Origin of the sequence: Tunicatimonas pelagia (assembly GCF_030506325.1) — a bacterium.
Taxonomy (GTDB): Bacteria; Bacteroidota; Bacteroidia; order Cytophagales; family Cyclobacteriaceae; genus Tunicatimonas; species Tunicatimonas pelagia.
The window spans coordinates 4405451-4431194 of the sequence record NZ_CP120683.1; the positions used below are offsets into that span (position 1 = coordinate 4405451).

The 25744-nt window shown below is 44.6% G+C and carries 20 protein-coding genes; 12 read left to right on the forward strand and 8 right to left on the reverse strand.

Translation table 11 applies throughout. The features are described from left to right. The first annotated feature begins 99 nt into the window (after positions 1 to 99). Positions 100 to 1002 carry a DUF58 domain-containing protein gene (locus tag P0M28_RS18935; RefSeq protein ID WP_302204251.1) on the forward strand — a complete coding sequence of 301 codons (903 nt, stop codon included), beginning with the start codon at positions 100 to 102 and terminating at the stop codon, positions 1000 to 1002. Positions 1003 to 1089: 87 nt separating this feature from the next. Continuing rightward, on the forward strand, positions 1090 to 1980 hold the full coding sequence (locus tag P0M28_RS18940; RefSeq protein ID WP_302204253.1) for a helix-turn-helix domain-containing protein: 891 nt from the start codon (positions 1090 to 1092) through the stop codon (positions 1978 to 1980). A 75-nt stretch (positions 1981 to 2055) separates the two neighbouring features. Here P0M28_RS18940 and P0M28_RS18945 read toward each other — a convergent pair whose 3' ends face one another. Beyond that, positions 2056 to 2793 (reverse strand): SDR family NAD(P)-dependent oxidoreductase, encoded by a 738-nt coding sequence (locus P0M28_RS18945; RefSeq protein ID WP_302204254.1) that lies wholly within the window; start codon positions 2791 to 2793, stop codon positions 2056 to 2058. Between the two features lie 154 nt (positions 2794 to 2947). Between P0M28_RS18945 and rsgA the strand changes: the two genes are divergently transcribed. Both rsgA and P0M28_RS18955 read left to right on the forward strand, forming a co-directional pair. Then, the gene (rsgA, locus tag P0M28_RS18950) at positions 2948 to 4015 is read left to right on the forward strand and encodes a ribosome small subunit-dependent GTPase A (RefSeq protein ID WP_302204255.1); all 1068 of its coding nucleotides are present in this window, start codon (positions 2948 to 2950) and stop codon (positions 4013 to 4015) included. 15 nt (positions 4016 to 4030) lie between these two features. Next, the gene (locus P0M28_RS18955) at positions 4031 to 5257 is read left to right on the forward strand and encodes an effector binding domain-containing protein (RefSeq protein ID WP_302204256.1); all 1227 of its coding nucleotides are present in this window, start codon (positions 4031 to 4033) and stop codon (positions 5255 to 5257) included. A 282-nt stretch (positions 5258 to 5539) separates the two neighbouring features. On the opposite strand, the gene P0M28_RS18960 is transcribed toward P0M28_RS18955, so the two are convergent. The 6 genes from P0M28_RS18960 to rfbB form a co-directional block, all read right to left on the reverse strand. Beyond that, the gene (locus tag P0M28_RS18960; protein WP_302204257.1) at positions 5540 to 7042 is read right to left on the reverse strand and encodes a glycine--tRNA ligase; all 1503 of its coding nucleotides are present in this window, start codon (positions 7040 to 7042) and stop codon (positions 5540 to 5542) included. Positions 7043 to 7140: 98 nt separating this feature from the next. Beyond that, entirely contained in the window at positions 7141 to 7725 is a 585-nt protein-coding gene (locus tag P0M28_RS18965; RefSeq protein WP_302204259.1) for a Uma2 family endonuclease, read from the reverse strand. A gap of 61 nt (positions 7726 to 7786) precedes the next feature. Beyond that, on the reverse strand, positions 7787 to 7954 hold the full coding sequence (locus P0M28_RS18970) for a hypothetical protein (RefSeq protein ID WP_302204260.1): 168 nt from the start codon (positions 7952 to 7954) through the stop codon (positions 7787 to 7789). A 5-nt stretch (positions 7955 to 7959) separates the two neighbouring features. Further along, the gene (locus P0M28_RS18975; protein ID WP_302204261.1) at positions 7960 to 8163 is read right to left on the reverse strand and encodes a hypothetical protein; all 204 of its coding nucleotides are present in this window, start codon (positions 8161 to 8163) and stop codon (positions 7960 to 7962) included. Next, entirely contained in the window at positions 8160 to 8639 is a 480-nt protein-coding gene (locus tag P0M28_RS18980; RefSeq protein WP_302204262.1) for a hypothetical protein, read from the reverse strand. Before P0M28_RS18980 ends, P0M28_RS18975 begins: the two co-directional genes overlap by 4 nt. 55 nt (positions 8640 to 8694) lie before the next feature. After that, positions 8695 to 9750 (reverse strand): dTDP-glucose 4,6-dehydratase, encoded by a 1056-nt coding sequence (rfbB, locus tag P0M28_RS18985; protein WP_302204264.1) that lies wholly within the window; start codon positions 9748 to 9750, stop codon positions 8695 to 8697. A gap of 241 nt (positions 9751 to 9991) precedes the next feature. Between rfbB and gldD the strand changes: the two genes are divergently transcribed. From gldD to P0M28_RS19025, 8 genes are all read left to right on the forward strand, one after another. Next, complete coding sequence (gene gldD, locus P0M28_RS18990) at positions 9992 to 10579, forward strand: gliding motility lipoprotein GldD (protein ID WP_302204266.1); 588 nt, start codon at positions 9992 to 9994, stop codon at positions 10577 to 10579. Positions 10580 to 10640: 61 nt separating this feature from the next. After that, positions 10641 to 11819: an XRE family transcriptional regulator gene (locus P0M28_RS18995; protein ID WP_302204267.1), complete on the forward strand. Its 1179-nt coding sequence runs from the start codon at positions 10641 to 10643 to the stop codon at positions 11817 to 11819. 3 nt (positions 11820 to 11822) lie between these two features. Further along, positions 11823 to 12320: a DUF4411 family protein gene (locus P0M28_RS19000; protein ID WP_302204268.1), complete on the forward strand. Its 498-nt coding sequence runs from the start codon at positions 11823 to 11825 to the stop codon at positions 12318 to 12320. Position 12321: 1 nt separating this feature from the next. Then, a complete protein-coding gene (gene recG / locus P0M28_RS19005) occupies positions 12322 to 14433 on the forward strand; it encodes an ATP-dependent DNA helicase RecG (RefSeq protein ID WP_302204269.1) in 2112 nt (703 codons plus the stop codon). 428 nt (positions 14434 to 14861) lie between these two features. Beyond that, complete coding sequence (gene gltB, locus P0M28_RS19010) at positions 14862 to 19400, forward strand: glutamate synthase large subunit (RefSeq protein ID WP_302204270.1); 4539 nt, start codon at positions 14862 to 14864, stop codon at positions 19398 to 19400. Positions 19401 to 19473: 73 nt separating this feature from the next. Then, entirely contained in the window at positions 19474 to 20955 is a 1482-nt protein-coding gene (locus P0M28_RS19015; RefSeq protein ID WP_302204271.1) for a glutamate synthase subunit beta, read from the forward strand. A gap of 67 nt (positions 20956 to 21022) precedes the next feature. Further along, positions 21023 to 22156, forward strand: a complete 1134-nt coding sequence (locus P0M28_RS19020) for a DinB family protein (RefSeq protein ID WP_302204273.1) — start codon at positions 21023 to 21025, stop codon at positions 22154 to 22156. A 160-nt stretch (positions 22157 to 22316) separates the two neighbouring features. Continuing rightward, positions 22317 to 24845 carry a M14 family metallopeptidase gene (locus P0M28_RS19025; protein WP_302204274.1) on the forward strand — a complete coding sequence of 843 codons (2529 nt, stop codon included), beginning with the start codon at positions 22317 to 22319 and terminating at the stop codon, positions 24843 to 24845. Between the two features lie 10 nt (positions 24846 to 24855). Here P0M28_RS19025 and P0M28_RS19030 read toward each other — a convergent pair whose 3' ends face one another. Further along, on the reverse strand, positions 24856 to 25740 hold the full coding sequence (locus P0M28_RS19030; RefSeq protein ID WP_302204275.1) for an alpha/beta hydrolase: 885 nt from the start codon (positions 25738 to 25740) through the stop codon (positions 24856 to 24858). Positions 25741 to 25744 lie beyond the last annotated feature (4 nt).

The following is a 25744-nucleotide window of genomic DNA, read 5'->3' on the forward strand; positions in this document are numbered from 1 at the left end:
GTAATTTTCTCTATCAGGCAGAAAATAGGCCAATTAACCTTCCTATAATTTCCTTCGTTGTACCTTGCAAACATACATCCGTAAATCCACTCTTCGCTTATGCTTAATCTGTCCGAAATTAGAGAGTTTGGTAATATTGAACTACTAGCCAAGCAATTAGTAGAAGGATTTATTACCGGACTCCACAAATCACCCTACCACGGTTTTTCGGTAGAGTTTGCTGAGCACCGCCTCTACAATACGGGCGAAAGCACCCGGCATATTGATTGGAAAGTATACGCCAAAACGGGCCGTTTGTACACGAAACGATACGAGGAAGAAACTAACTTACGTTGCCAATTGGTGGTAGACAATTCGTCTTCTATGTATTATCCGCAGAAGAACAAGGGTAAAATCACGTTTAGTGTGATGGCTACCGCAGCCTTGGCTCATTTATTACAGAAACAGCGCGATGCGGTGGGGCTCTGCGTATTTTCTGAAGACATTGACCAACAAACCCAAGTAAAGTCTACGGCTTCACATTTGCATAAGCTTTTCTTGGTCTTAGAAAATCTGCTAAAAGAAGAATCCTCTTCCCGACAAACGTCGGTAGCCAATGTGCTGCACCAAGTGGCGGAGAAAATTCATAAGCGATCGCTGGTAATTATTTTCAGTGATATGTTTGAGAACCAGGAAGAAACCGATCAGATATTCGGAGCCTTGCAGCATTTGAAGCATAATCGGCATGAAGTGCTTCTCTTCCATGTAATCGATCATAAAACTGAGCTTGACTTTGATTTTGAAGAGCGACCTTACGAGTTTATTGATATGGAGCGGGGCGAACGGCTAAAGTTACAGCCTTCCCAAGTGAAAGATGCTTACCAAAAGTACGTGGCCGAATACTTCCGAGAACTAGAAATTCGCTGCGGACAAGCCAAGATTGATTTTGTAACTGCCGACATTAATCAGGGTTTTGATCAAGTTTTACGGAATTACTTGATCAAACGGGTTAGTATGAAGTAAGCATTTCTCTCTTACAAGATTGCCACCGAGAATGCTGAGTCTCTGGTTAGCAATAGCGTTAATTAATCAGCGAGTAACTACCAACTATTGAACGGAATACCCTTATACCAGGAGATTAATGATTTGCACCGATTAACGGGATCGCATCTCCGAACCCGTAACCCGCTTTTTCACTGCTTCAATATGGCGGAAGCAAATGAATTGGAACAAACCACCACCCAGCCCCACCGAACCAGTTTTTACACGCTAGCCCTTAACTTCGGAACTAAAAACTTGTCGTATTCCCTCAACGAAACTACGTTTGATCAGCCGGATAACTTTATTCTCTGCGTAGCCCCCGGGCAAATTGCCCAGTGGGAGAAACAGGGTGATTGGTTTGGGTTCTGTACGTTCTTCAAAAGCGAGTTTCTAGACTTTTCCGAACAGGTTAATTTTCTGCATCAGTATCCTTTTTTCAACATCAATGAGACCAACCTTATTTCGGTAGGGGCCGCTGACTTTGAGCCGCTGAAACTGCTGTTTCAACTTATTATTGAAGAGCAGGCTAGTGAGGAAAAATTTAGTCGAGAGGTTATCAAATCGCACTTCCAGGCCATACTTTGGAAAGTGCGACGAATCTACGAAATACACTCTGGCGATAATCCGCGTGATCGGGCCGGGGCGGTAATCACCGCTCAGTTTCAATACTTGGTAAACGAGCACTTTCTGACTAAAACCACCATTGAGGAGTACGCCGACTTGCTGAACATTTCGGCTAATCACTTGAGCCAGACGATTTCTAATAACCTGGGCAGAACGGCTAAGACCGTTATCAGTAAGAGAAGAGTGAAGGAGGCTCGGTACTTATTGGCGTACACCACCCAACCTATTTCGGCAATTGCTTTTCATCTGGGCTTCTCGGAACCTACCCATTTTACTAAATTTTTTAAAAAGCTGACGGAAGTCACTCCCCAAACGTACCGAGCCAACAATTCTTAAACTGTTGGTAATGGTTTACACAGAAGTTCTAGAATTAAAGCGAGTTACTCCCGTCAGCTATCGACGTAGAATGTGTTACCAGGGTAAAGGAGCTTTGTCTCGGAAGAATCCACCGCTAGGCCCATCGGGGGGCAAGGTAGCTGCCCAAATAATGCCGTCAACAGCTTCAGCCACCGGACGGGCACCCATTTCCGCCGTTCCGGGATAGGTCGCTACGAAGCCGGGACAGACTGAATTAATTTTGATTTTCTCACCCGCTTTCCGGAACTGACGATCTAGTTTTACCGTCAATCCGTTCAGTGCCAATTTAGATAAACCGTAGGAAGTAACTATTGCTGGGTGAACTCCCAGCCCGAATTGCGGATCGCCAAAAGAACCCGCTCCGCTAGAAATATTGACAATTCGGGGTTCGTCAGAAGCTTTTAGCATAGGATGAAATTGCTGAATCATTCGCCAGGCTCCAAAAAGGTTGGTCTCGAATATTTTCTTTGTACTGTCAAAGTCTGTTTCTAGCGGATGTACTCCAAAGTCAAATCCAGCTCCAGCATTATTAATGAGTACATCGAGCCGTTCGTAACGGGAGCGAATAAAGTCGGCTAGATTGCTTACACTTTCGGCGTTTTCTACATCTAATGCTTCGGCAACTACGTTCACACTACCGGTAGCGATCTTCTTAGATAAGGTTTCGGCTTTCTCCTGAGAACGGGCTGTGATGATAACGTCAAACCCTTGCTCGGCCATTTTCTTAGCTACCCCGTACCCAATTCCTTCTTCCCGGCTTACTCCAGTGATTAAGACAATTTTTTTGTTCATGGTTGTATCTTGGTTGATTTTATACAAACCTACCACTAATTACCAAGCGGTAGCTAACCCATCTTTTGGATTCAGTGGCCAAAATCTTGGAATGATCCAGAACAGCAATATCTTTCAATCCTTAGCTGATTCCACTATCTTGCCATGATATAAAATGGAACTCGCCCAATTAGGATTTACTGGAAAAATACGAAAACTCGTCGACCTGGCTGCTGAAGACGAATCAGCCATCGGTCGGGTGGTGGTAGAACATAAAGAACGCTACGTAGTACAAACTACCGAAGGGATCTTTAGCGCGGAGATTACCGGTAACTTGCGGTTTGTAGCCCAAAGTCGCCGAGACTTTCCCGCCGTGGGAGATTGGGTAAAAATAGCTCCAATGGATGCCAACTCGGTTGTGATACTAAAGATACTGCCTCGCACTAGCGTACTGGAACGGCAGGCAGTGGGTCAACACGGCGAAACTCAACTCATTGCTACCAATATTGACTACGCTTTTCTGGTACAGGCCACGGGGCATGACTTTAACCTGAAGCGACTAGAGCGTTACTTAACTATCTGTCATGCATCTCACATAAAGCCGATCATTATCCTTACTAAAATTGATCTGGTAGAAAATAAAGCTATCGAGCAGCTGATCAGTCAACTGAACGACCGGATTAAGGAGATTCCGATAATTGCGCTTAGCAGCGAAACTGGGGAAGGATTCGACCAACTTTTAGAAATTATGCAGCCTCACCAGAGCTATTGCTTTTTGGGATCTTCGGGAGTAGGTAAATCTACGATCGTTAATCGACTAAACGCTCAGCCAACCCTTAAAACCAGTGCTATTAGCTACAGCACAAACAAAGGACGGCATACTACCAGCCACCGAGAGCTACTACTGCTTCCTAATCAGAGCATTGTCATAGATACTCCTGGTATGCGCGAGGTAGGTATGACCGACCAAGCAACAGGTTTGGAGCAGACTTACGATGAGATTACCGACTTGGCTCGCAACTGCAGATTCAACAACTGCACTCACACTCACGAACAAGGTTGTGCAGTAACGGAAGCCGTAAGCGAAGGAAGCATTTCGGAAGAGGCTTACAACAATTACCTCAAACTTAAGCGTGAGCAAGAACATTTCTCAAGCACCGTTCGGGAGAAGCGACAGAAAGGTAAAGCGCAGGATAAACTCTATAAAGCCATTCAAACCGAACGGCGGAAAAACAAATACTAACCAGCAGCGTCAGAAATGACTGAAGACAATAAACCTCGCCTCGCTCGATTAACCACTTTAATCACTCAACTTCAAGCAGGCCGGATAATTACGGCTCGGGCTATGGCTCAACAGCACGGAGTGAGCATCCGCACCATTTACCGCGATATCCGAACGTTAGAGCAATCAGGTATTCCCATTGTAACAGAGGAAGGAAAAGGCTATTCGTTGGTAGATGGTTATAATCTCCCCCCGGTGATGTTCAGTGAGGAAGAAGCTAATGCGCTGATTACTGCCGAACAACTGATTGCCCGAAATCAAGATCAATCTTTAGCGGAGCAGTATCACCGAGCTATTACCAAAATCAAATCAGTACTCAAGCATACGCAGCAGGAGAAAACTGAGCTGCTGACTGCCCGCCTCCAGATTCGTTCTGATCGCCCGCTAGAAAAAGCGAGTCATCATCTTATGAACCTTCAGTCGGCCATTACCAATTATCAAGTGGCTGCGTTAGATTATAAGTCACTGTCCGACCAGCGTAGTCAGCGAACGGTAGAGCCTTTTGCATTGTACAGCACTCAGGGAAACTGGATACTAGTCGCTTTTTGCCGCTTAAGAAGCGATTTTCGGGCGTTTCGCCTGGATTGCATACAGTCATTACATGTTACCAACCAGTCATTTGAGCCACATCCTATTACCCTTCAGGAATATTTCGAGCAGTGTCGTAAAAAATGTTTACCCACCCCTGACATCCCCTTGTCATCTGCCTCCCCGAACTTAGCGGAAAATCAAAATCATCTGAATATGAAAACCGTAAAAATTGAACCGTTTCAACTTATTGGCATCTCGGTAAGAACCACCAACGAAAATGGGCAAGCCGCGCAAGATATTGGCCAACTATGGAGCAAATTCATGGCAGAAAACATGCTGAGTAAAATTCCCAACAAAGTTGATGATACCGTCTACTCGTTGTATACCGACTATGAGGGCGACCATACCCAGCCTTACACAACTATACTCGGTTGCAAGGTCAATAGCCTAGATGAAATTCCAGAGGAAATGGCCGGAAGATCATTTGATGGTGGTAATTATGTGAAAACTACTGCCAAAGGCGATCTGGCTCAAGGGCTAATTATCAACCACTGGTCAAAAATATGGGCTACAGAACTAGCCCGAAGGTATACCGCCGATTTTGAAGTATACGGTACAAAGGCGACGAACCCCAGCGATGCTGAGGTAGATATCTTAGTTGCGGTAGAATAGATTATACTACAATAACCATCTGTGAAGAGGGCCAGCTCAAGCTGGTTTTGCCCTTTCACGATTCACAAGAAGCCAGCTAAAAAGCGCAATATTCAAAATATTTGCGCTTTTCTGTTGGCGCAAGTTGAACCTAGACTATGAAAAGACCAGAAAAAACTCGAAAAGCATGGTCTATCTCGCTATACTACCCCTGATGATTAGGCGGCTAAACTAATTCTAAAACAGTTTCTAAGTCGCGTACCTAATTGTATAGGTGGGGAATTAGTAAATAGTTGAATTTAGCTACGAAACCAGTGTGCGGAGAACGTTTTGCAGAGAAAGTCGCTCTAGCAAGGTAGAACGAAGTTCACTTACCGGAATACGTTCTTGCTCGGTGCTGTCGCGTTCGCGGATGGTAACGGTATTATCTTCCAGCGTCTGGTGGTCTACCGCAATGCAGTAGGGCGTTCCAATTAAATCTTGCCGGGTGTAGCGTTTACCAATGGCGGCACTTTCTTCGTACACCACCTTCATATCCAGCTTTAGCGACTCGTAAATTTCTTTGGCTCTTTCAGGTAATCCATCTCTTTTGATTAAAGGTAGAATTGCAGCTTTTACTGGAGCCAAAGCCGGATGAATTTTTAGATAGACTCGTTTCTTCTCGTTGCCTTTAGCGTCTACGCCAGTATCTTCGGTGTAAGCTTCGCAGAGTGTCATCAAAAACAGGCGATCCGCTCCGATGGAGGTTTCAATCACGTAGGGCACGTAGCTTTCCGACACATCCGGGTCGTAGTACTGCTGCTTTTTCTTAGAAAGCTTCTGATGCTCGGTAAGGTCAAAATCCGTTCGCGAGTGAATTCCCTCAACTTCTTTGAACCCGAACGGAAACTGGTATTCAATATCGATGGCTGCATCCGCGTAGTGGGCCAGCTTTTCGTGCTCGTGAATACGAAACTTTTCAGTCGGAATACCCAATGTCTCGTGCCAGCGCATTCGGATTTTCTTCCAATGATCAAACCACTCCGCTTGAGTTCCGGGGCGAATGAAGAATTGCATTTCCATCTGCTCAAACTCTCGCATTCGGAAGATAAACTGTCGCGCCACAATCTCATTTCGAAAAGCTTTACCAATCTGGGCAATACCAAAAGGCACCTTCTGCCGGGCAGTTTTCTGCACATTCAAAAAGTTGACAAAGATACCCTGAGCGGTTTCAGGACGAAGGTATATTTTACTAGAATCTTCGGCTACCGAACCTACCTGAGTGGAAAACATTAGATTGAACTGTCGCACCTCGGTCCAGTTGGTTGTACCTGATTCGGGGCAAGTAATATCGTACTCAACAATTAAATCACGTACTCCGGCTAGGTCTTCGGCTTCCAGCAATTCATTCATGCGCTTTAGCAGCAACTGGGCGGTTTTGATCTCACCTTCGGCTTCTAGTTGGGCTGCTTTATCTTCAATCAGTGTATCAGCTCGGTACCTTTTGTTAGAATCTTTGTTATCGATCATCGGATCGTTGAAGCTATCTACGTGACCGGAGGCTTTCCAGGTCTGGGGCTGCATAAAGATGGCAGCATCCAGCCCGACAATGTTATCATTCAGACGCGTCATGGCCTGCCACCAGAATTGCTTGAGATTGTTTTTAAGCTCTACACCGTAAGGACCGTAGTCGTAGACGGCTTGCAAGCCATCGTAAATTTCGCTGGAAGGATATACAAAACCGTACTCTTTCGCGTGGGCGATTACTTGCTTGAGCGAACTTTCGGGTTCGTGCGGAGCTGCTTCTTTGGATTTATTCTTTGCCATAGCCGCAAAGATAGAAAAGCCCCGCACGGATTTATAACCAAAGGCTGGAATTATTGGTGGGAATTGATTCTACTCGATTAAAAGGAAAGAGAGTGTCGCTATGCTTTCTTCTCAAAATTCACTTTGGCGTAAATATCAGTCAGCGATAAAGTTAAATCGAGGGCAGGTAATTTAATGTTACTATCTAATCCACTTGCCTCAGTTAATTTCCACACATCTTGGGCTGAGTTGCGAGAAAATACTTCAATGTGAGGCTTTTCTTGAGAAACTAATACATATTCTCTCAAAGTATCTACGGTGCGGTAGGCTTCAAACTTATCCCCGCGATCGCGAGCCTCGGTGCTTTCCGATAGAACCTCTATGACGATTAGAGGGTTAGTAACGGTATCTTTCTGTTCATCAGTAACTGTTGGCTCACCCTGAACCACTACTACATCGGGGTATACATAGCGTTGAGTTTTAGGTACAAAAGTCCGTAGATCACTCGTATGCACGGTAAAGTCTTTTTCTCGGACAAAGTACCAAATCAAGGCATAGATATTTCCGCAAATAATTGTGTGAGGGATGCTGGCTCCAGACATAGGTATAATCGTTCCATCGTGGTACTCGTGTTTTTCTTCGCTCTGACGCTCCTGTTTCAGGTAGGCTTCGGCAGTAACTTTGGGTGGGGCTAGCGTTTCCATAGCAGTATTACTTTTTTACGTATTATCTAAACACAAAAAGAATTGTTTATGTCCACTCTATCTAACGTTTATCATAGGTTACCACCTTCTTCGGATAAGTAGCTAATATTAGGGTCATCATGTAGTCCCATCGCTCTTGTCCATTTAAGGCTAAATAAGCAAGTCTATCTTCCGTTTCTGGGTCTACGTCTGGGTTCCAGGAGATATTTCGCTTATATTTTTTAGTCATCACTTTTAGGTTTCATCGGGTTCTAGGTAGTAGATCGTGCGTTTGGTGGGAGAAGTGGTGACATCTATTCCTGCCAATGCGTAGTTACGAACGATGTGCTTACAATACTCAACGAACCGTTCTTCCATTGTTTTGCTCAATGCCCATTCTACCTCTTTTTCCAGATAGTCTTCATCAAGTTCAATATAGCTGATCTTCCGGGTGTTCATTTAAGTAGTCTTTCTAAACCGTCTTTCAAAGGGAAATATCCACATTGAAGGTAAAGATATATCCATAACATTCCATATATCAGTAAGCATGCGTTGAATAGTAAGTAGAATGATGGCATGAATAGTATCTGTTCAATAGAATTAATGACTACTCCTCCTTCATAAGTTTCTAGTAGTTCTATTTGATCGCCTACATTTTTCGGTTTTATGTACCCGAAGCTTGTATAGAATCTATCGCTTAGCTTTTTGTCTCTCAAATCATAATCCACAGTATAATAGTGACTAATACCGCCACTAGAGGATATCTCACTGCCATAGCCACTAATAGTTCCTGTTATGATATTCCCTTTGCCACCATATAATTCTAAAGCCTCATTGAAAGTGGAAATATTTGTAGGTAAACCAATAACTGCGAGGATGAAAATCAAAAAGCTGGAATAGAAAAATTCCTTAGTTATTAGTTTTCTCCTTCCCATTCAGTCTTTGCCGATTCTATATACTCTAACATTCAAGCACCCGAGCACCAAAAAATCACCCATATTGCCCTGTGTAGTACTTCTGATAATTCCCCGAAGTGACATTATCCAGCCAGTCTTCATTAGTTAAGTACCAGTCTACGGTTTTTTCGATGCCTTCTTCAAATTGCAAAGAGGGTTCCCAGCCGAGTTCATTCATGAGCTTGTGGGCATCGATAGCGTAGCGCAGGTCGTGCCCGGCTCGGTCGGTTACGAAAGTAATTAGCTTTTCGGAAGTACCTTCGGCACGATCTAGCTTCTTATCCATTACCTGGCAGAGTAGGCGTACAATATCAATGTTTTTCCATTCGTTAAAACCACCAATGTTGTAGGTTTCGCCTACTTTTCCCTGGTGAAAAATCGTGTCAATCGCTCGGGCGTGATCTTCTACGTAGAGCCAGTCGCGCACATTTTCGCCTTTACCGTAAATAGGAAGCGGCTTGTTGTGCTTGATATTATTGATGCAGAGCGGAATCAGCTTTTCGGGAAAGTGATTGGGACCGTAATTATTAGAACAGTTACTGATTACGACGGGCAAACCGTAGGTATTACGATACGCCCGCACAAAATGATCGGAGCTGGCTTTAGAAGCCGAGTAAGGTGACTTAGGGTCGTAAGAAGTAGTTTCCAAAAAATAGCCTCCGTCATCTAGCGAGCCGTATACCTCGTCAGTAGAAATATGGTAGAATAAATGATTATCCATGTCTTCTTTCCACAGTTCTTTAGCAGCATTCAGCAGATTTACCGTACCCATTACATTAGTGCGAATAAACGCCATCGGATCTTTAATGGAGCGGTCCACGTGTGATTCCGCTGCCAGATGCAGAACCGAATCGGGTTTGATTTCCTGAAATAGCTCAGTCATGGCAGCTTCATCAGTAATATCACCCTTCACGAAATGATAGTTGTCCTGCTCTTCAATATCTTTTAGGTTTTCCAAATTACCGGCGTAGGTAAGCGCATCCAGATTATAGATTTGGTAATCCGGATATTTAGTAACGAACAAGCGTACTACGTGCGAGCCAATGAAACCCGCTCCGCCCGTAATCAGAATTTTTTTATTTGCTGCCATATGTGGTTTGTTTTTGGGTATTGGTTAACTTTTTCGCGATTCACTACAATAATCGGTATGTTTGATGAGATATACTAAAGAGGTTTTTAAGAAAACTTACGGCATGGTGTAAGATTCAATAAATTGAAGTTGTTTTCTCATTTTTACACGAGCATCCTATTTCGTTTTGGTGTTCGTACTTCTGTGAATTGTAACTTTGAGGATTAAACCCTTCGCTCAGCCACATCGAAGTCTCATGATAATGAACGTAAAAAACAGTAGCTTCAGTGTAATAATTTTGGTGGGAATGCTGGCGTGTACTTCTCCCGACTACGTGCCTAAGCCCCAGGGCTACAATCGTATTGACCTACCGGAGCATAGCTACACCAGCTTACCCGACACTTTACCCTACGATTTTGAGTATTCATCCCACGCGACCATTCGTCCTGATACATCAGCAAATACGGATCGTTACTGGCTCAATATTTATTATCCCGATTTTGTGGCCGATGTGCAGCTTACTTATAAGCCCGTCAACCAAAGTGAACAGCGGTTGGAAACATTACTGGAAGATTCGTATCAACTGACCGCCAACCATCAGATTCGGGCATCCTCTATTGATGAAAGTGTCTTGGGTACCCCCAGCGGAAAGAAAGCATTAATTGCTGAACTTAGTGGCGAAGTACCCAGCCAGTTTCAGTTTTATATTACCGATTCTACCAATCATTTTTTACGAGGTGCGTTATACTTTCGTACTGCCACTCAGAATGATTCTTTAGCTCCAGTCATTGAGTTCATAAAAATTGATATGGTGCATCTGCTGAATACTTTGGAGTGGGAGGGGGAGTAGAGAAGGTTGATATCCTTCTTAATCAACTTTCCCAACATTCGTAAAATAAGTATATTGCAGTATGAAGGATAAGGCATACGTAACACCTGAACTTATTAAGTGGGCTCGTCTTACTTCTAAATTATCAATTGAAGAAGTAGCAAAGAAACTTGGGGTAAAAAGTGAAAAGATAGAATTATGGGAAAAAGGTGAAGATGCACCTACTATCAATCAAGCTGAGAAATTATCCAAGCATTACAGACGTCCTCTAGCAGTTTTCTATTTACCCGAGCCACCCGAAGATTTTCAAACACTAAGAGACTTTAGAAAAGAGCAAGATAAAAGAGAATATAGTACAGCGCTAACCTTCATGATCCGTGAGATACAAAATAAGCAAAACTGGCTAAGTAATTTTCTGGAGGATGAAGGTGAAGAAAGACTACCATTTATTGGAAAGTATTATGTGGCTTCTGAAGCTAAAGAGATTGCTCAGGATATTTTAGATGTTCTTAACGTTAGAAAAGACTATTTTACTAAAATCTCAGCTAATGAGAACATTCTGAATTATTGGATTAAGAAAATAGAAGATCAACGAATATTTGTTTCGCTAACAAGTAATATTCATAGTCATTTAACAATCAGTCGTGACGAGGTGAGAGGGTTTGCAATTAGTGATTCGTATGCACCTTTTATTTATGTGAACAGTGACGATACCAAGAATGGTCAATTATTTACTCTTATTCATGAGTTAGCTCATTTGTGGGTCGATTCGTCAGGTATTTCTGCTTTTGACTCTTTAGTTTTCAGAGACGAATATGACAAGTTTTCCCCTATCGAGAAATTATGTAACGAAGTTGCAGCTGAGATTTTAATGCCGAAAGATAAAATTACAAGAATCGTGAGTGATGTGAGTGTGGGGATTAATACAATCGAGATCACTGCAAAATACTTTCGTGTAAGCCCTTATGCTGTCGCAGTTCGCCTCCTCAACTTGAATAAAATACCGACCCAAAATTTTCAGCGTATCCAAAGAACTCTGAAAAAGAAATATGAAGAGTTTTTAGAATTAGAAGAAACAAAACCTAAACCGACCGGAGGGCCTAACTACTATGCCCTTCAAATAAGAAAAAATAGCAGGTTATTTACAGAGTATGTGTATTCCTTTTATAAGGGGGGAAGAATCTCTGGGTTTGATGCAAGTAGCCTTCTCGATATCAAGATTAGTAATTTCAATAAACTAGCCGAGAAGCTATATGTCTAGCCCATGGAAGTTTATTGTTTAGATACAAATTTTTTTATAGAGGGCTGGAATAAGTATTATTCTCCTAATTTCTGTAGTGATTATTGGGATGTTATCAAAGACCTAGGTGAGAACGGAACAATTTTCGTCCCACATGAGGTAAAAAAAGAGATTGATAAGGTCGATGATAGTCTGAAAGAGTGGTTTGTAGATAAAGATTTTTTGGTTAAACAAATTGATGCAAATGTTCAAAACTGCCTAAAACAGTTATACAGTAATAATAAAGCTCATCAGTATCTTGCCAATAATATAAAAGGGCGATCCTTAGCCGATCCTTGGGTAGTAGCTCATGCAATGGCCGAAAAAGCAATTGTAGTAACAAAAGAATTCTCTACCAGTAGCAAAGATCAACGCAAAGTTAAAATACCAGATGTTTGTAGGAATATGAATATTGAGTGTATTGATGATTTTGAGTTCATTAGAAGACTCAATATTCGCTTTAAGTGTGTGACAGAGAACTAATATGAACCGCTTCTTCGACACCAAGATTGATTACCTCAAGGGCGTAGGCGAACGCACCGGCAATCTGCTGCGCGAAGAACTGAGCATCCATACCTTCGGTGATCTCATTCAGCATTATCCTTTCCGGCACGAAGACCGTTCGCAGTTTCATAAGATTGCGGATATTCACGAAGAGATGCCTTATGTGCAGGTGGTGGGGCATATCCGTAAGGCGGAGATTATCGGTAATGGGCCGAAGAAACGGCTATCTGCCGTATTTGTCGACGATACGGGCGAGATGGAACTGGTTTGGTTTAAGGGAATTCAGTGGCTATCGGGTAAACTCAAACCTCAGGTGGATTATGTGGCTTTCGGTAAGCCCAGTCGCTTCGGGCAGAAGTTTAATATGGCGCATCCCGAAATGGAGCTGCTAGCAAGTATTGATCGGGAAAACGGACAACTCTTTCCAGTGTACCACACGACTGAGAAACTCAAACGAGGTCGAATTGATAGTCGGACTATTGCTCGTTTGCAAAAGCGTTTGCTGGAAAAAGCCTACTCGCACATTCCCGAAACCCTGCCCGAAGCATTGGCGGATCGTTACCGATTAATGGCTAAACCCGATGCCGTAAAAAGTATCCACTTTCCCGAGTCGATAAACTATCTGGAGAAAGCAACCTTTCGGCTAAAGTTTGAGGAGCTGTTTTATGTGCAGCTTCGCTTGCTCAAGCTCAAGCTTGCTCGTATTGATAAATTTCCCGGTCAGGTATTCGGTGATACTAAGCTAGTTCACAAGTTCTACGAAAGCCATTTGCCCTTTGAGCTAACCAATGCCCAAAAACGGGTTATCAAAGAAATTTACGCCGATCTACATTCGGGTAAGCAGATGAACCGATTATTGCAGGGTGACGTGGGTAGTGGAAAGACTATCGTATCCTTCATTTGTATGCTCATCGCTATTAGCAGCGGAACTCAGGCAGCCCTAATGGCACCTACCGAGATTCTGGCGGAGCAGCACTACCGCAGTCTTACTCCTTTTGCTAATGCGCTTGGTTTGGAAATTGCTCTGCTCACCGGCTCTACCCGACGAAAAGGGCGACGCATTATTGATGAAATGTTACAAATGGGTACGTTGCCTATCTTGGTGGGAACCCACGCGCTGCTAGAAGATCGGGTACAGTTTAAAAATCTGGGCTTGTCAGTAGTGGATGAGCAGCACCGCTTCGGGGTAGCTCAACGAGCCAAGCTCTGGAACAAGAATGCTGGTGGCCGGCATTCCGGTAAAACGTACCCGCACGTGCTGGTGATGACCGCTACGCCTATTCCCCGCACGCTGGCGATGACTCTCTACGGTGATTTGGATGTTTCGGTAATTGACGAATTGCCCAAGGGACGAAAGCCCATTAAAACACTGCATCGCTTTGAGAATAATCGTTTGCGGGTGTTTGGTTTTCTGAGGGAGCAAATTCAAGCTGGCCGACAGGTGTATATTGTGTATCCACTCATTGAAGAATCAGAAAAGTTAGACCTGAAGGACTTGGAAGACGGCTATGAATCCATTCGTCGCGCCTTTCCAGATGTTCCGGTAAGCTGCGTACACGGGAGGATGAGTGGTTCCGATAAAGACTACGAGATGCATCTTTTCGTTCAGGGTAAAACTAAAATTATGGTTGCTACCACCGTAATTGAGGTAGGAGTAGACGTACCCAACGCTACAGTGATGGTAGTAGAAAATGCTGACCGGTTCGGGTTAGCTCAATTGCATCAGTTGCGAGGCCGGGTAGGGCGCGGTGCTGAGCAATCGTACTGTATTCTAATGACTGACTACAAACTCAGCAAAGACAGTAAAGTGCGACTAGAAACACTGGTACGCACTACCAATGGTTTTGAGATTGCTGAAACTGATCTGAAGCTACGCGGCCCGGGCAACATTGAAGGCACCCAACAAAGCGGAGTGCTTGATCTACTAGTTGCTGATTTAGGCAAAGACGGTAAAATTCTTCAGGAGGCTCGCCTTTCAGCGGCTGAAATTCTCCAGGATGATCCAGAGCTACAGTTGCCGCAACATCAGCCAATACGAATGCACATTGATAAAATGCGAGAAAACACGTTTAATTGGAGTAGAATTAGCTAGAATTAGTAATAATTCAATTTTTTTTGAAAAAATTTTAATAAAACCAGTGTTTTGTGAAATTTAACAAAATGTTAATTTTGCATGTAAGATTTGGGCTACAGTTGTAAGATTATTAACAAATATATTTTACGGCAGCGAGATTTTCATCGTAATCGTCACTTCCTATCCGTATGGTGGCTAACATTTCATATTCTACCTAAGAGCTGGATTTAAGATGTGCTAAAAATTAAGTATATTGCTTATTCGCAGAATAAAATTTTGCGAAAAATCAACACCTAATACTTCGTGCGGTTAGTCAGTTATATTCTATCTGAAAGAGTATAATCAATATAATAAACTGCTTTAAAGTAAAATTCAGGAATTTTATTCTGAATTCCAAATATTAAACTATTATCTATTTGTCGAAGAGATATACTAAACATTTGCGGATGAGAAATAATGAATCCTCCTTATATGATTCCTCATTTGAACACGATGCTTGTGGTATCGGATTTGTAGCCCACTTACAAGGTAAGAAATCGCACAGTATTGTAGATGATGCAATTATTATGCTTCAGAATATGGAGCACCGAGGTGCGTGTGGTTGTGAACCGGATTCTGGCGACGGAGCCGGTATTTTAGTACAGAAACCTCATCGTTTCTTTAAAGAAAAAGGAGACATTGAGCTACCGGAATTTAACGAGTATGGCGTAGCTATGATATTTTTCCCGGCCAACACCAAACTGCGTGAAGAATGCCGGGAACGATTTAACCGAGCTATTGATAAACTCGGGTTAGAACTATTAGGGTATCGGCAGGTACCTACTAATAATCAAAGTCTGGGACGTTCGGCTAAGCAAGTAGAGCACCGTATTGAGCAAGCCTTCATCCGGTGGAAAGAGGCACACTCTGATGATCCTATGACGCTGGAAAGAAGGCTTTACGTATTCAAGCACTATGTTTTGCATACTGTGCATCGGGAAGTAGCCAATACGGTAGACACGTTCTACATTGCATCTTGCTCGTACAAAACCATTGTATATAAAGGGCAGCTTACCACCTTCCAGCTACGGCCCTACTACATTGACCTTCAGCACCCCTCATTTGATTCGGCTCTCGCTCTGGTGCATTCCCGTTTCTCGACCAACACTTTTCCTAAGTGGAAGCTGGCGCAGCCCTTCCGGTTTATTGCCCACAATGGCGAGATCAACACTATTCGGGGTAATGTAAACTGGATGCGCTCTAAAGAAGCCTTGCTAAAGTCTACGCTATTTACCGACGGAGAATTGGATATGCTGATGCCTATCTGTGACTCGGCTTTTTCGGATTCGGCGAATCTGGATTTGGCAGTAGAGCTATTGCACATGGGCGGACGTTCACTTCCTCACGTGATGATGATGCTCATTCCGGAGGCTTGGCAGAACAATGAGCTGATGGAAGAAAGCAAAAAAGCTTTCTACGAATACTACGCCTCCATGATGGAGCCCTGGGATGGTCCCGCTTCCATCTGCTTCACCGATGGCGATTTGGTAGGAGCTACTCTTGATCGTAACGGCCTTCGTCCCTCACGTTATCTGCTTACTGAAGATCAAAAATTAGTAATGTCGTCTGAAGCCGGAGCACTGCCGGTTGATGAATCTAAAGTACTACTTAAAGGTCGCCTGAAACCCGGACGAATGTTCGTAGCCGACCTATCTGAAGGGCGCATTATTAGCGATAAGGAAATTAAGGAGCGAATCTGCTCGGAGCAACCTTATCAAGATTGGCTCAATGAGCATCGGTACTTTCTAGATGAGTTACCCGAGCCATTGCATGTAAATGGGCAAGATACTCAACCATCGGATAGCCTTCCGGTACTTACTCGCCAGCAGGCAATGGGCTATACCAGCGAGGATTTAAAAGTTATTCTGGTGCCAATGGTAGACAAAGCCAAGGAGCCCATTGGTTCTATGGGAGCGGATACTCCCCTGGCGGCTCTCTCCAGCCAAAGCCAGCACATTGCTAACTACTTTAAGCAACTGTTTGCTCAGGTAAGTAATCCGCCAATTGATCCTATTCGGGAGAAACTGGTGATGTCACTGTTTACGCAACTCGGAGCTACTAAAAATATTTTAGATGAAACGCCCGAGCACTGCCAGCAGATTAAACTGAAGCACCCAGTGCTTACTAATCAGGAGCTTAAGCGAATTAAATACTTGCAACACCCGGCATTTAACGTTCACGTGCTAAAGGCGGTGTTCCCAGCAACGGGTAAAGCTGGTGTTTTAGAAAAAACTATTGAGCAACTGGTGGTTGAAGCTGAGCAGGCAGTGCAAGATGGAGCCAATATTTTGGTTATCTCTGATCGTGCCTTTAGCAAAGAGCAAGCACCTATTCCTTCCCTATTAGCAACCGGGGCAGTGCACCATCATCTGATCCGTAATAAACTACGGGCTAAAACTAGTCTAGTAGTAGAAGCCGGAGATGTACGGGAAACGCATCATTTAGCAACGCTGATTGGCTACGGTGCCCACGCCATTAATCCGTACTTGGCTTTTGCTAGTATTGCTGACTTACAGCAGCGCGGACTTGTCCACAGCGAAGAATCGCCAGATACGTTATACACTGCTTTTGCTAAAGCGGTGAATGCCGGACTTCTGAAGATATTCTCTAAAATGGGTATCTCCACTATTCAATCATACCACGGCGCCCAAATTTTTGAAGCATTAGGCATTAGTCAGTCGGTAGTGGATAAGTGTTTTGCCGGGACGGTTACCCGCATTGGCGGAGTGGATTTTGACGATTTAGCTGAGGAAGTATTAGTTCGTCATCGTTTGGCTTTTCCTCAAGAAGCAACTTCACATTCTCACCTGGAAACTGGTGGAGTGTACCAATGGAAGCGCCGGGGCGAATACCACATGCTGAATCCGCAAACCATTCATCTACTCCAGCAAGCCACCCGTAAGAATGATTATCAGCTATACAAGCAGTACGCTGACATCATTAACCAACGTTCGGGACAACTGGCTACTCTGCGGGGGCTGATGCAGTTTAAGAAGAGAAATTCGGTTCCACTAGAAGAAGTAGAACCGAAGGAAAGCATATTTAAGCGGTTTGCTACCGGGGCTATGTCTTTCGGATCACTTTCGCACGAAGCTCATTCTACCTTAGCCATTGCCATGAACCGCATTGGGGGCAAAAGTAATAGTGGCGAAGGTGGTGAAGACGAAATCCGCTTTGAACGCAAACCCAATGGCGACTGGGAACGGTCGGCTATTAAGCAAGTGGCTTCCGGTAGGTTTGGTGTAACCAGTAACTACCTGACCAATGCTAACGAGCTTCAGATCAAGATGGCTCAGGGGGCTAAACCGGGTGAAGGTGGGCAATTGCCGGGCCATAAAGTAGATGATTGGATTGGACGGGTACGAAACGCTACTCCCGGAGTAGGTTTAATTTCGCCACCGCCTCACCACGATATTTATTCTATTGAAGATTTAGCCCAGCTAATCTACGATTTAAAGAATGCCAATCGTGAAGCGCGCATCAATGTAAAACTAGTAGCCTCGGCCGGAGTAGGAACCATTGCGGCCGGAGTAGCCAAAGCCCACGCCGATGTAGTACTCATCTCTGGTCACGACGGTGGAACGGGAGCATCACCGCTTAGTTCAGTACGCCATGCGGGGGTAGCTTGGGAGCTTGGTTTATCCGAGACCCACCAGACTCTAGTAAAAAATAATCTCCGCAGCCGAATCACAGTGCAAACCGACGGTCAGATCAAGACTGGGCGCGATATTGCGATTGCCATTCTGCTGGGTGCCGAAGAGTTTGGCGTATCTACCGCAGCCTTGGTCACCGAAGGTTGCATTATGATGCGTAAGTGCCACCTGAATACCTGTCCGGTAGGAGTGGCGACGCAAGACCCTGAATTACGAGCACTATTTAGCGGAACGCCCGAGCACGTTATCAATCTGTTCACCTTCCTAGCCGAAGATTTACGGCAGATTATGGCCGAGTTGGGTTTCCGAACCATCAATGAGATGATCGGTCAGGTAGACGTGCTGGAAAAGCGCAGTGATATTGATCACTGGAAAGCCCAAAAAATTGATCTTTCTCGCATCTTGTACAAGCCCAAAACTGCCCCGAACGTAGGTATCTACAAGCAACAGGAGCAAGATCATGGTATTGATGAAGTACTGGACTGGGATTTAATTGAAGCAGCGATGCCCGCTTTGGAAGAACTAGAAGCCGTTCAGGCTGATTTCCGCTTAATTAATACCAACCGCTCGGTAGGAACGATGCTCTCGAACGAAGTTTCTAAGAAGTTTGGCAGTCCTGGTTTACCTCCGGGTACCATCCATTTTAAATTTAAGGGTTCCGCTGGTCAGAGCTTTGCGGCATTCACAGCTAAAGGTATTCGGTTCGAGCTAGAAGGCGAAGCCAATGATTATTTTGGGAAAGGTTTATCCGGCAGTGAGCTAATCATATACCCTCACCGTGAGTCGAAGTACGTGCCCGAAGAAAATATGATTATTGGTAATGTGGCGTTCTACGGGGCTACAGCGGGTGAAGCCTACATTCGCGGACAAGCTGGTGAGCGATTCTGTGTCCGTAACTCAGGAGTGAAAACGGTAGTAGAAGGCATTGGCGATCACGGTTGTGAATATATGACGGGTGGAACCGTGGTTGTGCTCGGGCGTACCGGACGCAACTTTGGTGCTGGTATGAGTGGCGGATTGGCATTTGTCTACGATCAAGAAGAAAGGTTCTCAAAGTACTGTAATCCTGAGCAAGTAGATTTAGAGCGTATGGATGAAGGTGATGCGCGCACGGTATACGCTATGCTTCAAAAGCATATTGAGTATACGGGCAGCATTGTTGCTCAACGCTTACTTCGCAATTGGGATAATATTCATCACCACTTTGTTAAAGTAATACCTCGGGAGTACAAAGCTGTGCTGATGAAGAAAAAGGCTCAGCAGGAAGTGACTGAAGAAAAAGTGAAAGTGTAAATCTGGGAGCTAGAATTTAGAGGATAGGCTCCCGCCTAATTCTCAAAGCCTAACACCCAAAACCTACTATACCATGGGAAAACCAACTGGATTTAAACAATACAATCGTGAGTTACCTTCAACCCGCGACCCGAAGGAGCGCGTTAAAGATTATAAGGAGTTATATCTCGATTTTGACGATAAAAAGACCAAAAAGCAGGCTGCTCGTTGTATGGACTGCGGTATTCCGTTCTGTCATAATGGCTGCCCGTTAGGCAATGTTATTCCTGAATTCAATGATGCCGTATACGAGGGAAATTGGGAGCTAGCCACTCAAATTCTGCACTCCACCAACAACTTTCCTGAATTTACTGGCCGAATTTGCCCGGCTCCTTGTGAGGCTTCTTGTGTACTGGGCATTATTAAACCTCCGGTGGCCATTGAGCATATTGAAAAAGCAATTGCTGAGAAAGCGTTTGAGCTAGGATTAATTCAACCTCAACTACCGGAAACCCGAACGGGCAAAAAAGTAGCCGTAATTGGTTCCGGTCCGGCCGGGTTAGCTGCTGCTGCTCAACTAAACCAAGCCGGTCATTGGGTAACTTTGTTTGAGAAAGATCAGCGCATTGGCGGACTACTGCGCTACGGTATTCCTGACTTCAAAATGGAAAAGTGGGTAATTGATCGCCGACTGAAGGTAATGGAGGAAGAAGGAGTGGTTTTCAAAACCGGAGTACACGTAGGAAAAGACATTACAGCCAAGCAACTAGAAGCAGCGTTCGACGCTATTGTAGTGAGTACTGGAGCGGGAGTGCCCCGCGACTTACCCATTCCCGGGCGTGAGCTGAAGGGAGTTCATTTTGCGATGGAGTTTCTCACTCAACAGAACCAGCGGGTTTCGGGCGACCGCCTAACTGACGATTCCGACATTTGGGCAACTGATAAGCACGTAGTAGTAATTGGTGGAGGCGATACTGGCTCCGACTGTGTAGGAACATCCAATCGCCACCAAGCTGCTTCAGTTACGCAAATAGAACTGATGCCCCAACCACCCACCGAACGAGGAGAAGATAACCCCTGGCCGCAGTGGCCCATGATTCTACGCACTTCCTCTTCGCATGAGGAAGGAGCCGAGCGTAACTGGTCGATCATGACGAAGGAGTTTACCAGCGACGATCAGGGTAATGTAAAAGGACTTAAACTAGCCAAGCTAGAGTGGAAGGTAAACGAAGAGGGGCGACCGTATTTCGATGAAATTCCTAATAGTGAATACGAGATTCCTTGTGATTTGGCTCTGTTGGCCATTGGCTTTTTGCATACCGAACGGCACGGATTGCTAGAAGACTTGGGAGTGGAGCTAAATGACCGAGGCAACATCAAAGCCCAGGAGGGTGACTATCAGACTAGCAAGCCGAATGTGTTTGCTGCCGGAGATGCTCGTCGGGGTCAATCGCTAGTAGTTTGGGCCATTGCTGAAGGGCGAGAAGCGGCCCGAGCGGTAGACATTTACCTGATGGGTGAATCTAAATTGGAGGCTCGCGATGAATCTATGCTACACGTGGCAAATGCGGGCTAACAGGTTTTTTATTTACTTTTAGTGTATCGTAATTTTTGTAAAACTATCTAATCTGTTCTATCTGATTATGAAAAGCTGGTGTTTGATTCTATGTATGGGCATGGCATCTACCTCCTATGCTCAAAATAAGGAAATATCTCGTGATTGGACATCTTTCTACCAAATTCTAGACGCTAACTTTACAGAAGAAACCAAGTTTAGACTAACTGCCTCTGTAAAGGTTGTCACCGACGATTCAACTGGGGCAGCATCCTTGTGGGCATACGTAGTAAACAAGAATGGGGAGGAAGGTTTTTTTGATAATATGTACAATCGCCCAATACAATCAGATGAGTGGTATACGTATGTGATAGAGGGTGAAGCCGATGAGAATGCCGATAAACTATATTTTGGCGGTATTTGCTTTCAGAACGGACAATTCTACTTTGATAATTTTGCACTTTATGTTGAGAATAAAGAAAAAGAAGGCGAGTTTGATCCAGTAGAAATAGAGAATGCCAGTTTTGAGCAAAAAATTGAAAATAATCAAATTTCTGATTGGACTGAAGGCGGGTACTCAGGAGACGTTAGGGTGAAGGAGTTTACCATCTCTTCCAGCGATAGTAGCTTTCATAAAAATCAATCGCTGCTGGTAGAAGGAAAGGGAATAGAGCCGGACACAACATATATGATTGGACCAGCTAATGGTTTTAGCCCTCAAATAGGAACACTGGTAACAATGCTTAATAACTTAAGTAGCCGGGTGGAGCAGACGGTTCAACTTTTAGATCAAGAAGAGACCGACTTTCTGCTAGATGACAAAGCCAATTCAATTGGTGCGCTAGTAATGCATCTGGCAGCGGCTGAAGCCTACTATCAGGTTTTTACCTTTGAGGGGCGAGGTTTTAATGAAGAAGAGAAAGAGAAGTGGCAAGTAGCTCTAAACCTAGGACAAAAAGTCCGAAATCAATTTAAAGGTAAAAGTATTGATTATTATTTAGGCATTTACAAAGAAGTACGTCAGAAAACAATTGAAGAACTACAGAAGCGAGATGATGCTTGGCTCAATAAAGCACAACCAGGACGCGGTACAAATAATCACTTTTCTTGGTTTCACGTAATGGAGCATCAATCTAGTCACTTAGGGCAAATTTTGATGCTCAAGAAACGGTTTCCCGAAGAAGATGGAATGGTTCAGCAGGAAATTGATACTGACCATTAAAGACTCTATTAGCTAAGCAGACATAATTTAAAATATAAAAGAAACGGTTGGCTACTGGCTAACCGTTTTTTGTGTTTTACAGCGGAATCTTCACAAAATTATAGCCTGACTTATCAGCAAAAAAACTAACTTTCTGACTTATTGGATTATTAAAGTACTCATGAGATATTCTATCGGACTACTACTTTCACTAACCACAAGCCTGTTGTTCGGTCAGATACCCACCCCAGCAGATTTTTTAGGATACGAACTAGGAAAGCGATTCACTCGCCACGCTCAGGTTATCAACTATTTTGAAAGAGTAGCAGAAACCGCAGATCAAGTATCACTGGTTACCTACGGCGAAACCTATGAGCACCGCCCGCTGGTGCTAACCTACGTAACTTCTCCCGAAAATACGGCTCAACTGGAAGCGATTCAGGCAGCTAACCTAGCCCGTGCCGGACTGCGCGAAGGTGACGATAAAGCGTTTGATAACGTGGCTATTGTGTGGCTCAGCTACAATGTACACGGAAACGAGGCGGTAGCTACTGAAGCCGCTATGCAGCTGCTGTACGAACTTAGCAGCGGAGACAACTCACAAGCGACAGAATGGCTGAAAAATACGGTAGTAATTATTGATCCCTGCATTAATCCCGATGGGCGCGACCGCTACGTGAATTGGTATAACCAAAAGGTGAATACGATTACGAATGTCCAGCCAGATTCTTGGGAGCACGATGAGCCTTGGCCCGGAGGCCGTATGAACCACTATCTCTTCGATCTAAACCGCGACTGGGCTTGGGCAACCCAAACAGAAACTCGCCAGCGATTAACGCTTTACAACCAATGGCTCCCGCACATTCATGCTGATTACCACGAGCAGGGCGTGAACAGTCCGTACTATTTTGCGCCTGCAGCCGAACCCTACCACGCGATTATCACCGAATGGCAGCGTGAGCTACAAACCATGATTGGGAAAAATAACGCTCGCTACTTTGATGAGGCTGGTTGGCTGTATTTTACCCGAGAGCGGTTCGATCTGCTGTACCCAAGCTACGGTGATACGTATCCTATGTTCAGTGGGGCGATTGGCATGACCTATGAGCAAGGTGGTTCGGGACGAGCGGGTTTGGCAGTGCTTACCGAAGAGGGCGATACCCTCACTTTAAAAGATCGTATCGCTCATCACGTGACCACGAGCCTGTCTACCATTGAAGTGGCTTCACAAAATGCCGAACGTATTGTGCGGGAGTTCTCAGATTTTTATCAGCAATCGCAGCAAGGTAAGATTGGAAACTACCAGAGCTATGTGGTGAAGGACAGTAATCCCGAAAAAATAGCAGCATTACGCTCGTTGCTGGACACCCACGAAATTCAGTACGGTGAAAGCACTACTTCGCGCAATTTGTCAGGGTTTAGCTATCAGCAGAATGGAGAGCGTGATTTTCGAGTAGAGCAAGGTGATTTGATTATTTCTACTAGTCAACCCAAGTCAGTACTACTGCAAACACTCTTTGAGCCAGAGGCGGAACTAACCGATTCTATCACCTACGATATTACGGCTTGGACCATTCCCTACGCCTACGACTTGGATGCTTATGCGCTGACGGCTGATATTAATTCTGCTCAAGAATTTCCCGAAGCTACTTTTACTCCCCAGTCGGTAGAAGAACCAGCCTACGCTTACGTGAGTAAGTGGGACGGCGTTCAAGATGCTCGATTTCTGTCTCAACTTATTCGGCAGGGTATTAAAGTCCGCTATTCCGCGCGCGATTTTTCGGTTGCTGGTCAAGCCTTTGATGCCGGAACCCTCATTATTACTCGAGCCAATAATCAAGCATTAGGTGAGGAGTTTGATCAAAAGGTTGTATTGCTCGCCAACAGTTTGCAACAGGAAGTTACTCCGATTCGGACAGGCTACGTAGAAAGTGGTTTTGATCTGGGGTCAGGTGAAATTCACTACATAGAACCACCTAAAGTGCTACTGGCGGCTGGCGAAGATGTATCGCCCTACGGACTAGGGGAAATATGGTATTTCTTTGAACAAGAGATTACGTATCCAGTATCGGTGATTAATGCGGAAAGTCTAAAAGAAGCGGATCTGTCAGATTATAATACACTGATTTTACCCGATGGACGCTACGCTCAAATACTAGAAAATATTGATTTAAAGAATTGGATTCAGCAGGGTGGAAAGGTAATTGCCCTGGAAAGTGCGCTAACCTCTTTTAAGAGAAAAGAAGAATACCAACTATCAGAGTATTCTAGCATTCAGGAGAAAGATAGATTAGAGCAACAGGGAGATGCTTACCAAGCGCAACACCAACTTTCACCCTACGAAGATCAGGAGCGTCGTAACATAAGCAACTATATCTCCGGCAGTATTTTTAAATTACGGCTTGACAACACCCACCCACTCGGTTTGGGTTACCCTGAGCACTACTTCACACTTAAGCGGGGGAGCAGTCGCTACGGCTACCTTGAGGAGGGAGAAAATGTGGCGACACTAGAAAGCATGGCAGCTCCAATAAGCGGGTTTGCCGGAGCCGAAATTCAGAAGAGGCTCCCCAACTCGCTGATCTTTGGCGTAGAAGAAGTGGGAGATGGCACTATAGTTTACCTAGTTGATAACCCACTGTTCCGGGCTTTTTGGCAAAATGGAAAACTGCTGTTCAGTAATGCATTGTTTCTGGTGGGGCAGGATTAAACCTTATCTCCTACGGATTTGACACCAGCAGCCCTCGCTCTAGCATCCAGGCTTCGCAGAGCTCAGGCCAAGCAGAGAATGCTGAGTAGCGACTGCCCATGCCTAAGCCATGACGGCCTTTCTCAAATACGTGTAACTCCGCTGGAATATTGTTCTCTCGCAGGGCTAAATAAAAGTAAATACTATTTTCCGGAGGTACTCCGGTATCTTCGTTGGTATGTACTAGGAAGGTCGGTGGCGTATCGGCTTTCACCTGCCGTTCGTTAGAAAGAGAAGCAATTAACTCAGCATCTGCGTTATCCCCCAATAGCGACCGTCGGGAACCCGCATGCTGATAATCTTCGGTAAAAGAAATTACCGGATATAGTAGAACCATAAAATCGGGGCGGCTGCTTTGCTGTTCAATCATATTGTTGGCACTGGCATCTCCGGCATCAAAGTGCGTACCAAGGGTAGAGGCCATATGCCCTCCGGCAGAAAAGCCCAGTACGCCAATTCGGTTGGGGTCAATACTCCATTTTTCGGCATGAGCCCGTACGGTACGAATAGCTCGTTTGCCATCGTTCATCGGGATAGGATGCTTATAGCCATTTTTTCCTAAACGGTAGGTCAGAATATAGGCTGAGACTCCAAAAGAATTGAGCCACTTAGCAATCTGGTGCCCTTCATGATCCATCGCTAACATGTTGTAACCACCACCGGGACAGACTACTACAGCGGCTCCAGTAGCTATTTCTTCAGGGGCTGGATAGCGAATGAGCGAGGGCTGATCTTTTGCTTCAGATCCGGTAGCTCCGGGAGCACTGTCGGACCACAGTTGCAAGGTATCCGGGGTAGATTGGGCGAAGGCATTTATGAGCATGAAGCAGCTTAGCAGAGTAAGAATAAGTTTCATCTAA

Coding starts and splice junctions, on each gene's coding strand:
- P0M28_RS18980 (WP_302204262.1), bottom strand. CDS start 8,639: ATGGGAAGGAGAAAACTAATAACTAAGGAATTTTTCTATTCCAGCTTT.
- P0M28_RS18970 (WP_302204260.1), bottom strand. CDS start 7,954: ATGACTAAAAAATATAAGCGAAATATCTCCTGGAACCCAGACGTAGAC.
- recG (WP_302204269.1), top strand. CDS start 12,322: ATGAACCGCTTCTTCGACACCAAGATTGATTACCTCAAGGGCGTAGGC.
- gldD (WP_302204266.1), top strand. CDS start 9,992: ATGAACGTAAAAAACAGTAGCTTCAGTGTAATAATTTTGGTGGGAATG.
- gltB (WP_302204270.1), top strand. CDS start 14,862: ATGAGAAATAATGAATCCTCCTTATATGATTCCTCATTTGAACACGAT.
- P0M28_RS19000 (WP_302204268.1), top strand. CDS start 11,823: ATGGAAGTTTATTGTTTAGATACAAATTTTTTTATAGAGGGCTGGAAT.
- P0M28_RS19030 (WP_302204275.1), bottom strand. CDS start 25,740: ATGAAACTTATTCTTACTCTGCTAAGCTGCTTCATGCTCATAAATGCC.
- P0M28_RS19020 (WP_302204273.1), top strand. CDS start 21,023: ATGAAAAGCTGGTGTTTGATTCTATGTATGGGCATGGCATCTACCTCC.
- P0M28_RS18945 (WP_302204254.1), bottom strand. CDS start 2,793: ATGAACAAAAAAATTGTCTTAATCACTGGAGTAAGCCGGGAAGAAGGA.
- P0M28_RS18960 (WP_302204257.1), bottom strand. CDS start 7,042: ATGGCAAAGAATAAATCCAAAGAAGCAGCTCCGCACGAACCCGAAAGT.
- P0M28_RS18935 (WP_302204251.1), top strand. CDS start 100: ATGCTTAATCTGTCCGAAATTAGAGAGTTTGGTAATATTGAACTACTA.
- P0M28_RS18995 (WP_302204267.1), top strand. CDS start 10,641: ATGAAGGATAAGGCATACGTAACACCTGAACTTATTAAGTGGGCTCGT.
- rfbB (WP_302204264.1), bottom strand. CDS start 9,750: ATGGCAGCAAATAAAAAAATTCTGATTACGGGCGGAGCGGGTTTCATT.
- P0M28_RS18955 (WP_302204256.1), top strand. CDS start 4,031: ATGACTGAAGACAATAAACCTCGCCTCGCTCGATTAACCACTTTAATC.
- P0M28_RS19025 (WP_302204274.1), top strand. CDS start 22,317: ATGAGATATTCTATCGGACTACTACTTTCACTAACCACAAGCCTGTTG.
- P0M28_RS19015 (WP_302204271.1), top strand. CDS start 19,474: ATGGGAAAACCAACTGGATTTAAACAATACAATCGTGAGTTACCTTCA.
- P0M28_RS18965 (WP_302204259.1), bottom strand. CDS start 7,725: ATGGAAACGCTAGCCCCACCCAAAGTTACTGCCGAAGCCTACCTGAAA.
- rsgA (WP_302204255.1), top strand. CDS start 2,948: ATGGAACTCGCCCAATTAGGATTTACTGGAAAAATACGAAAACTCGTC.
- P0M28_RS18975 (WP_302204261.1), bottom strand. CDS start 8,163: ATGAACACCCGGAAGATCAGCTATATTGAACTTGATGAAGACTATCTG.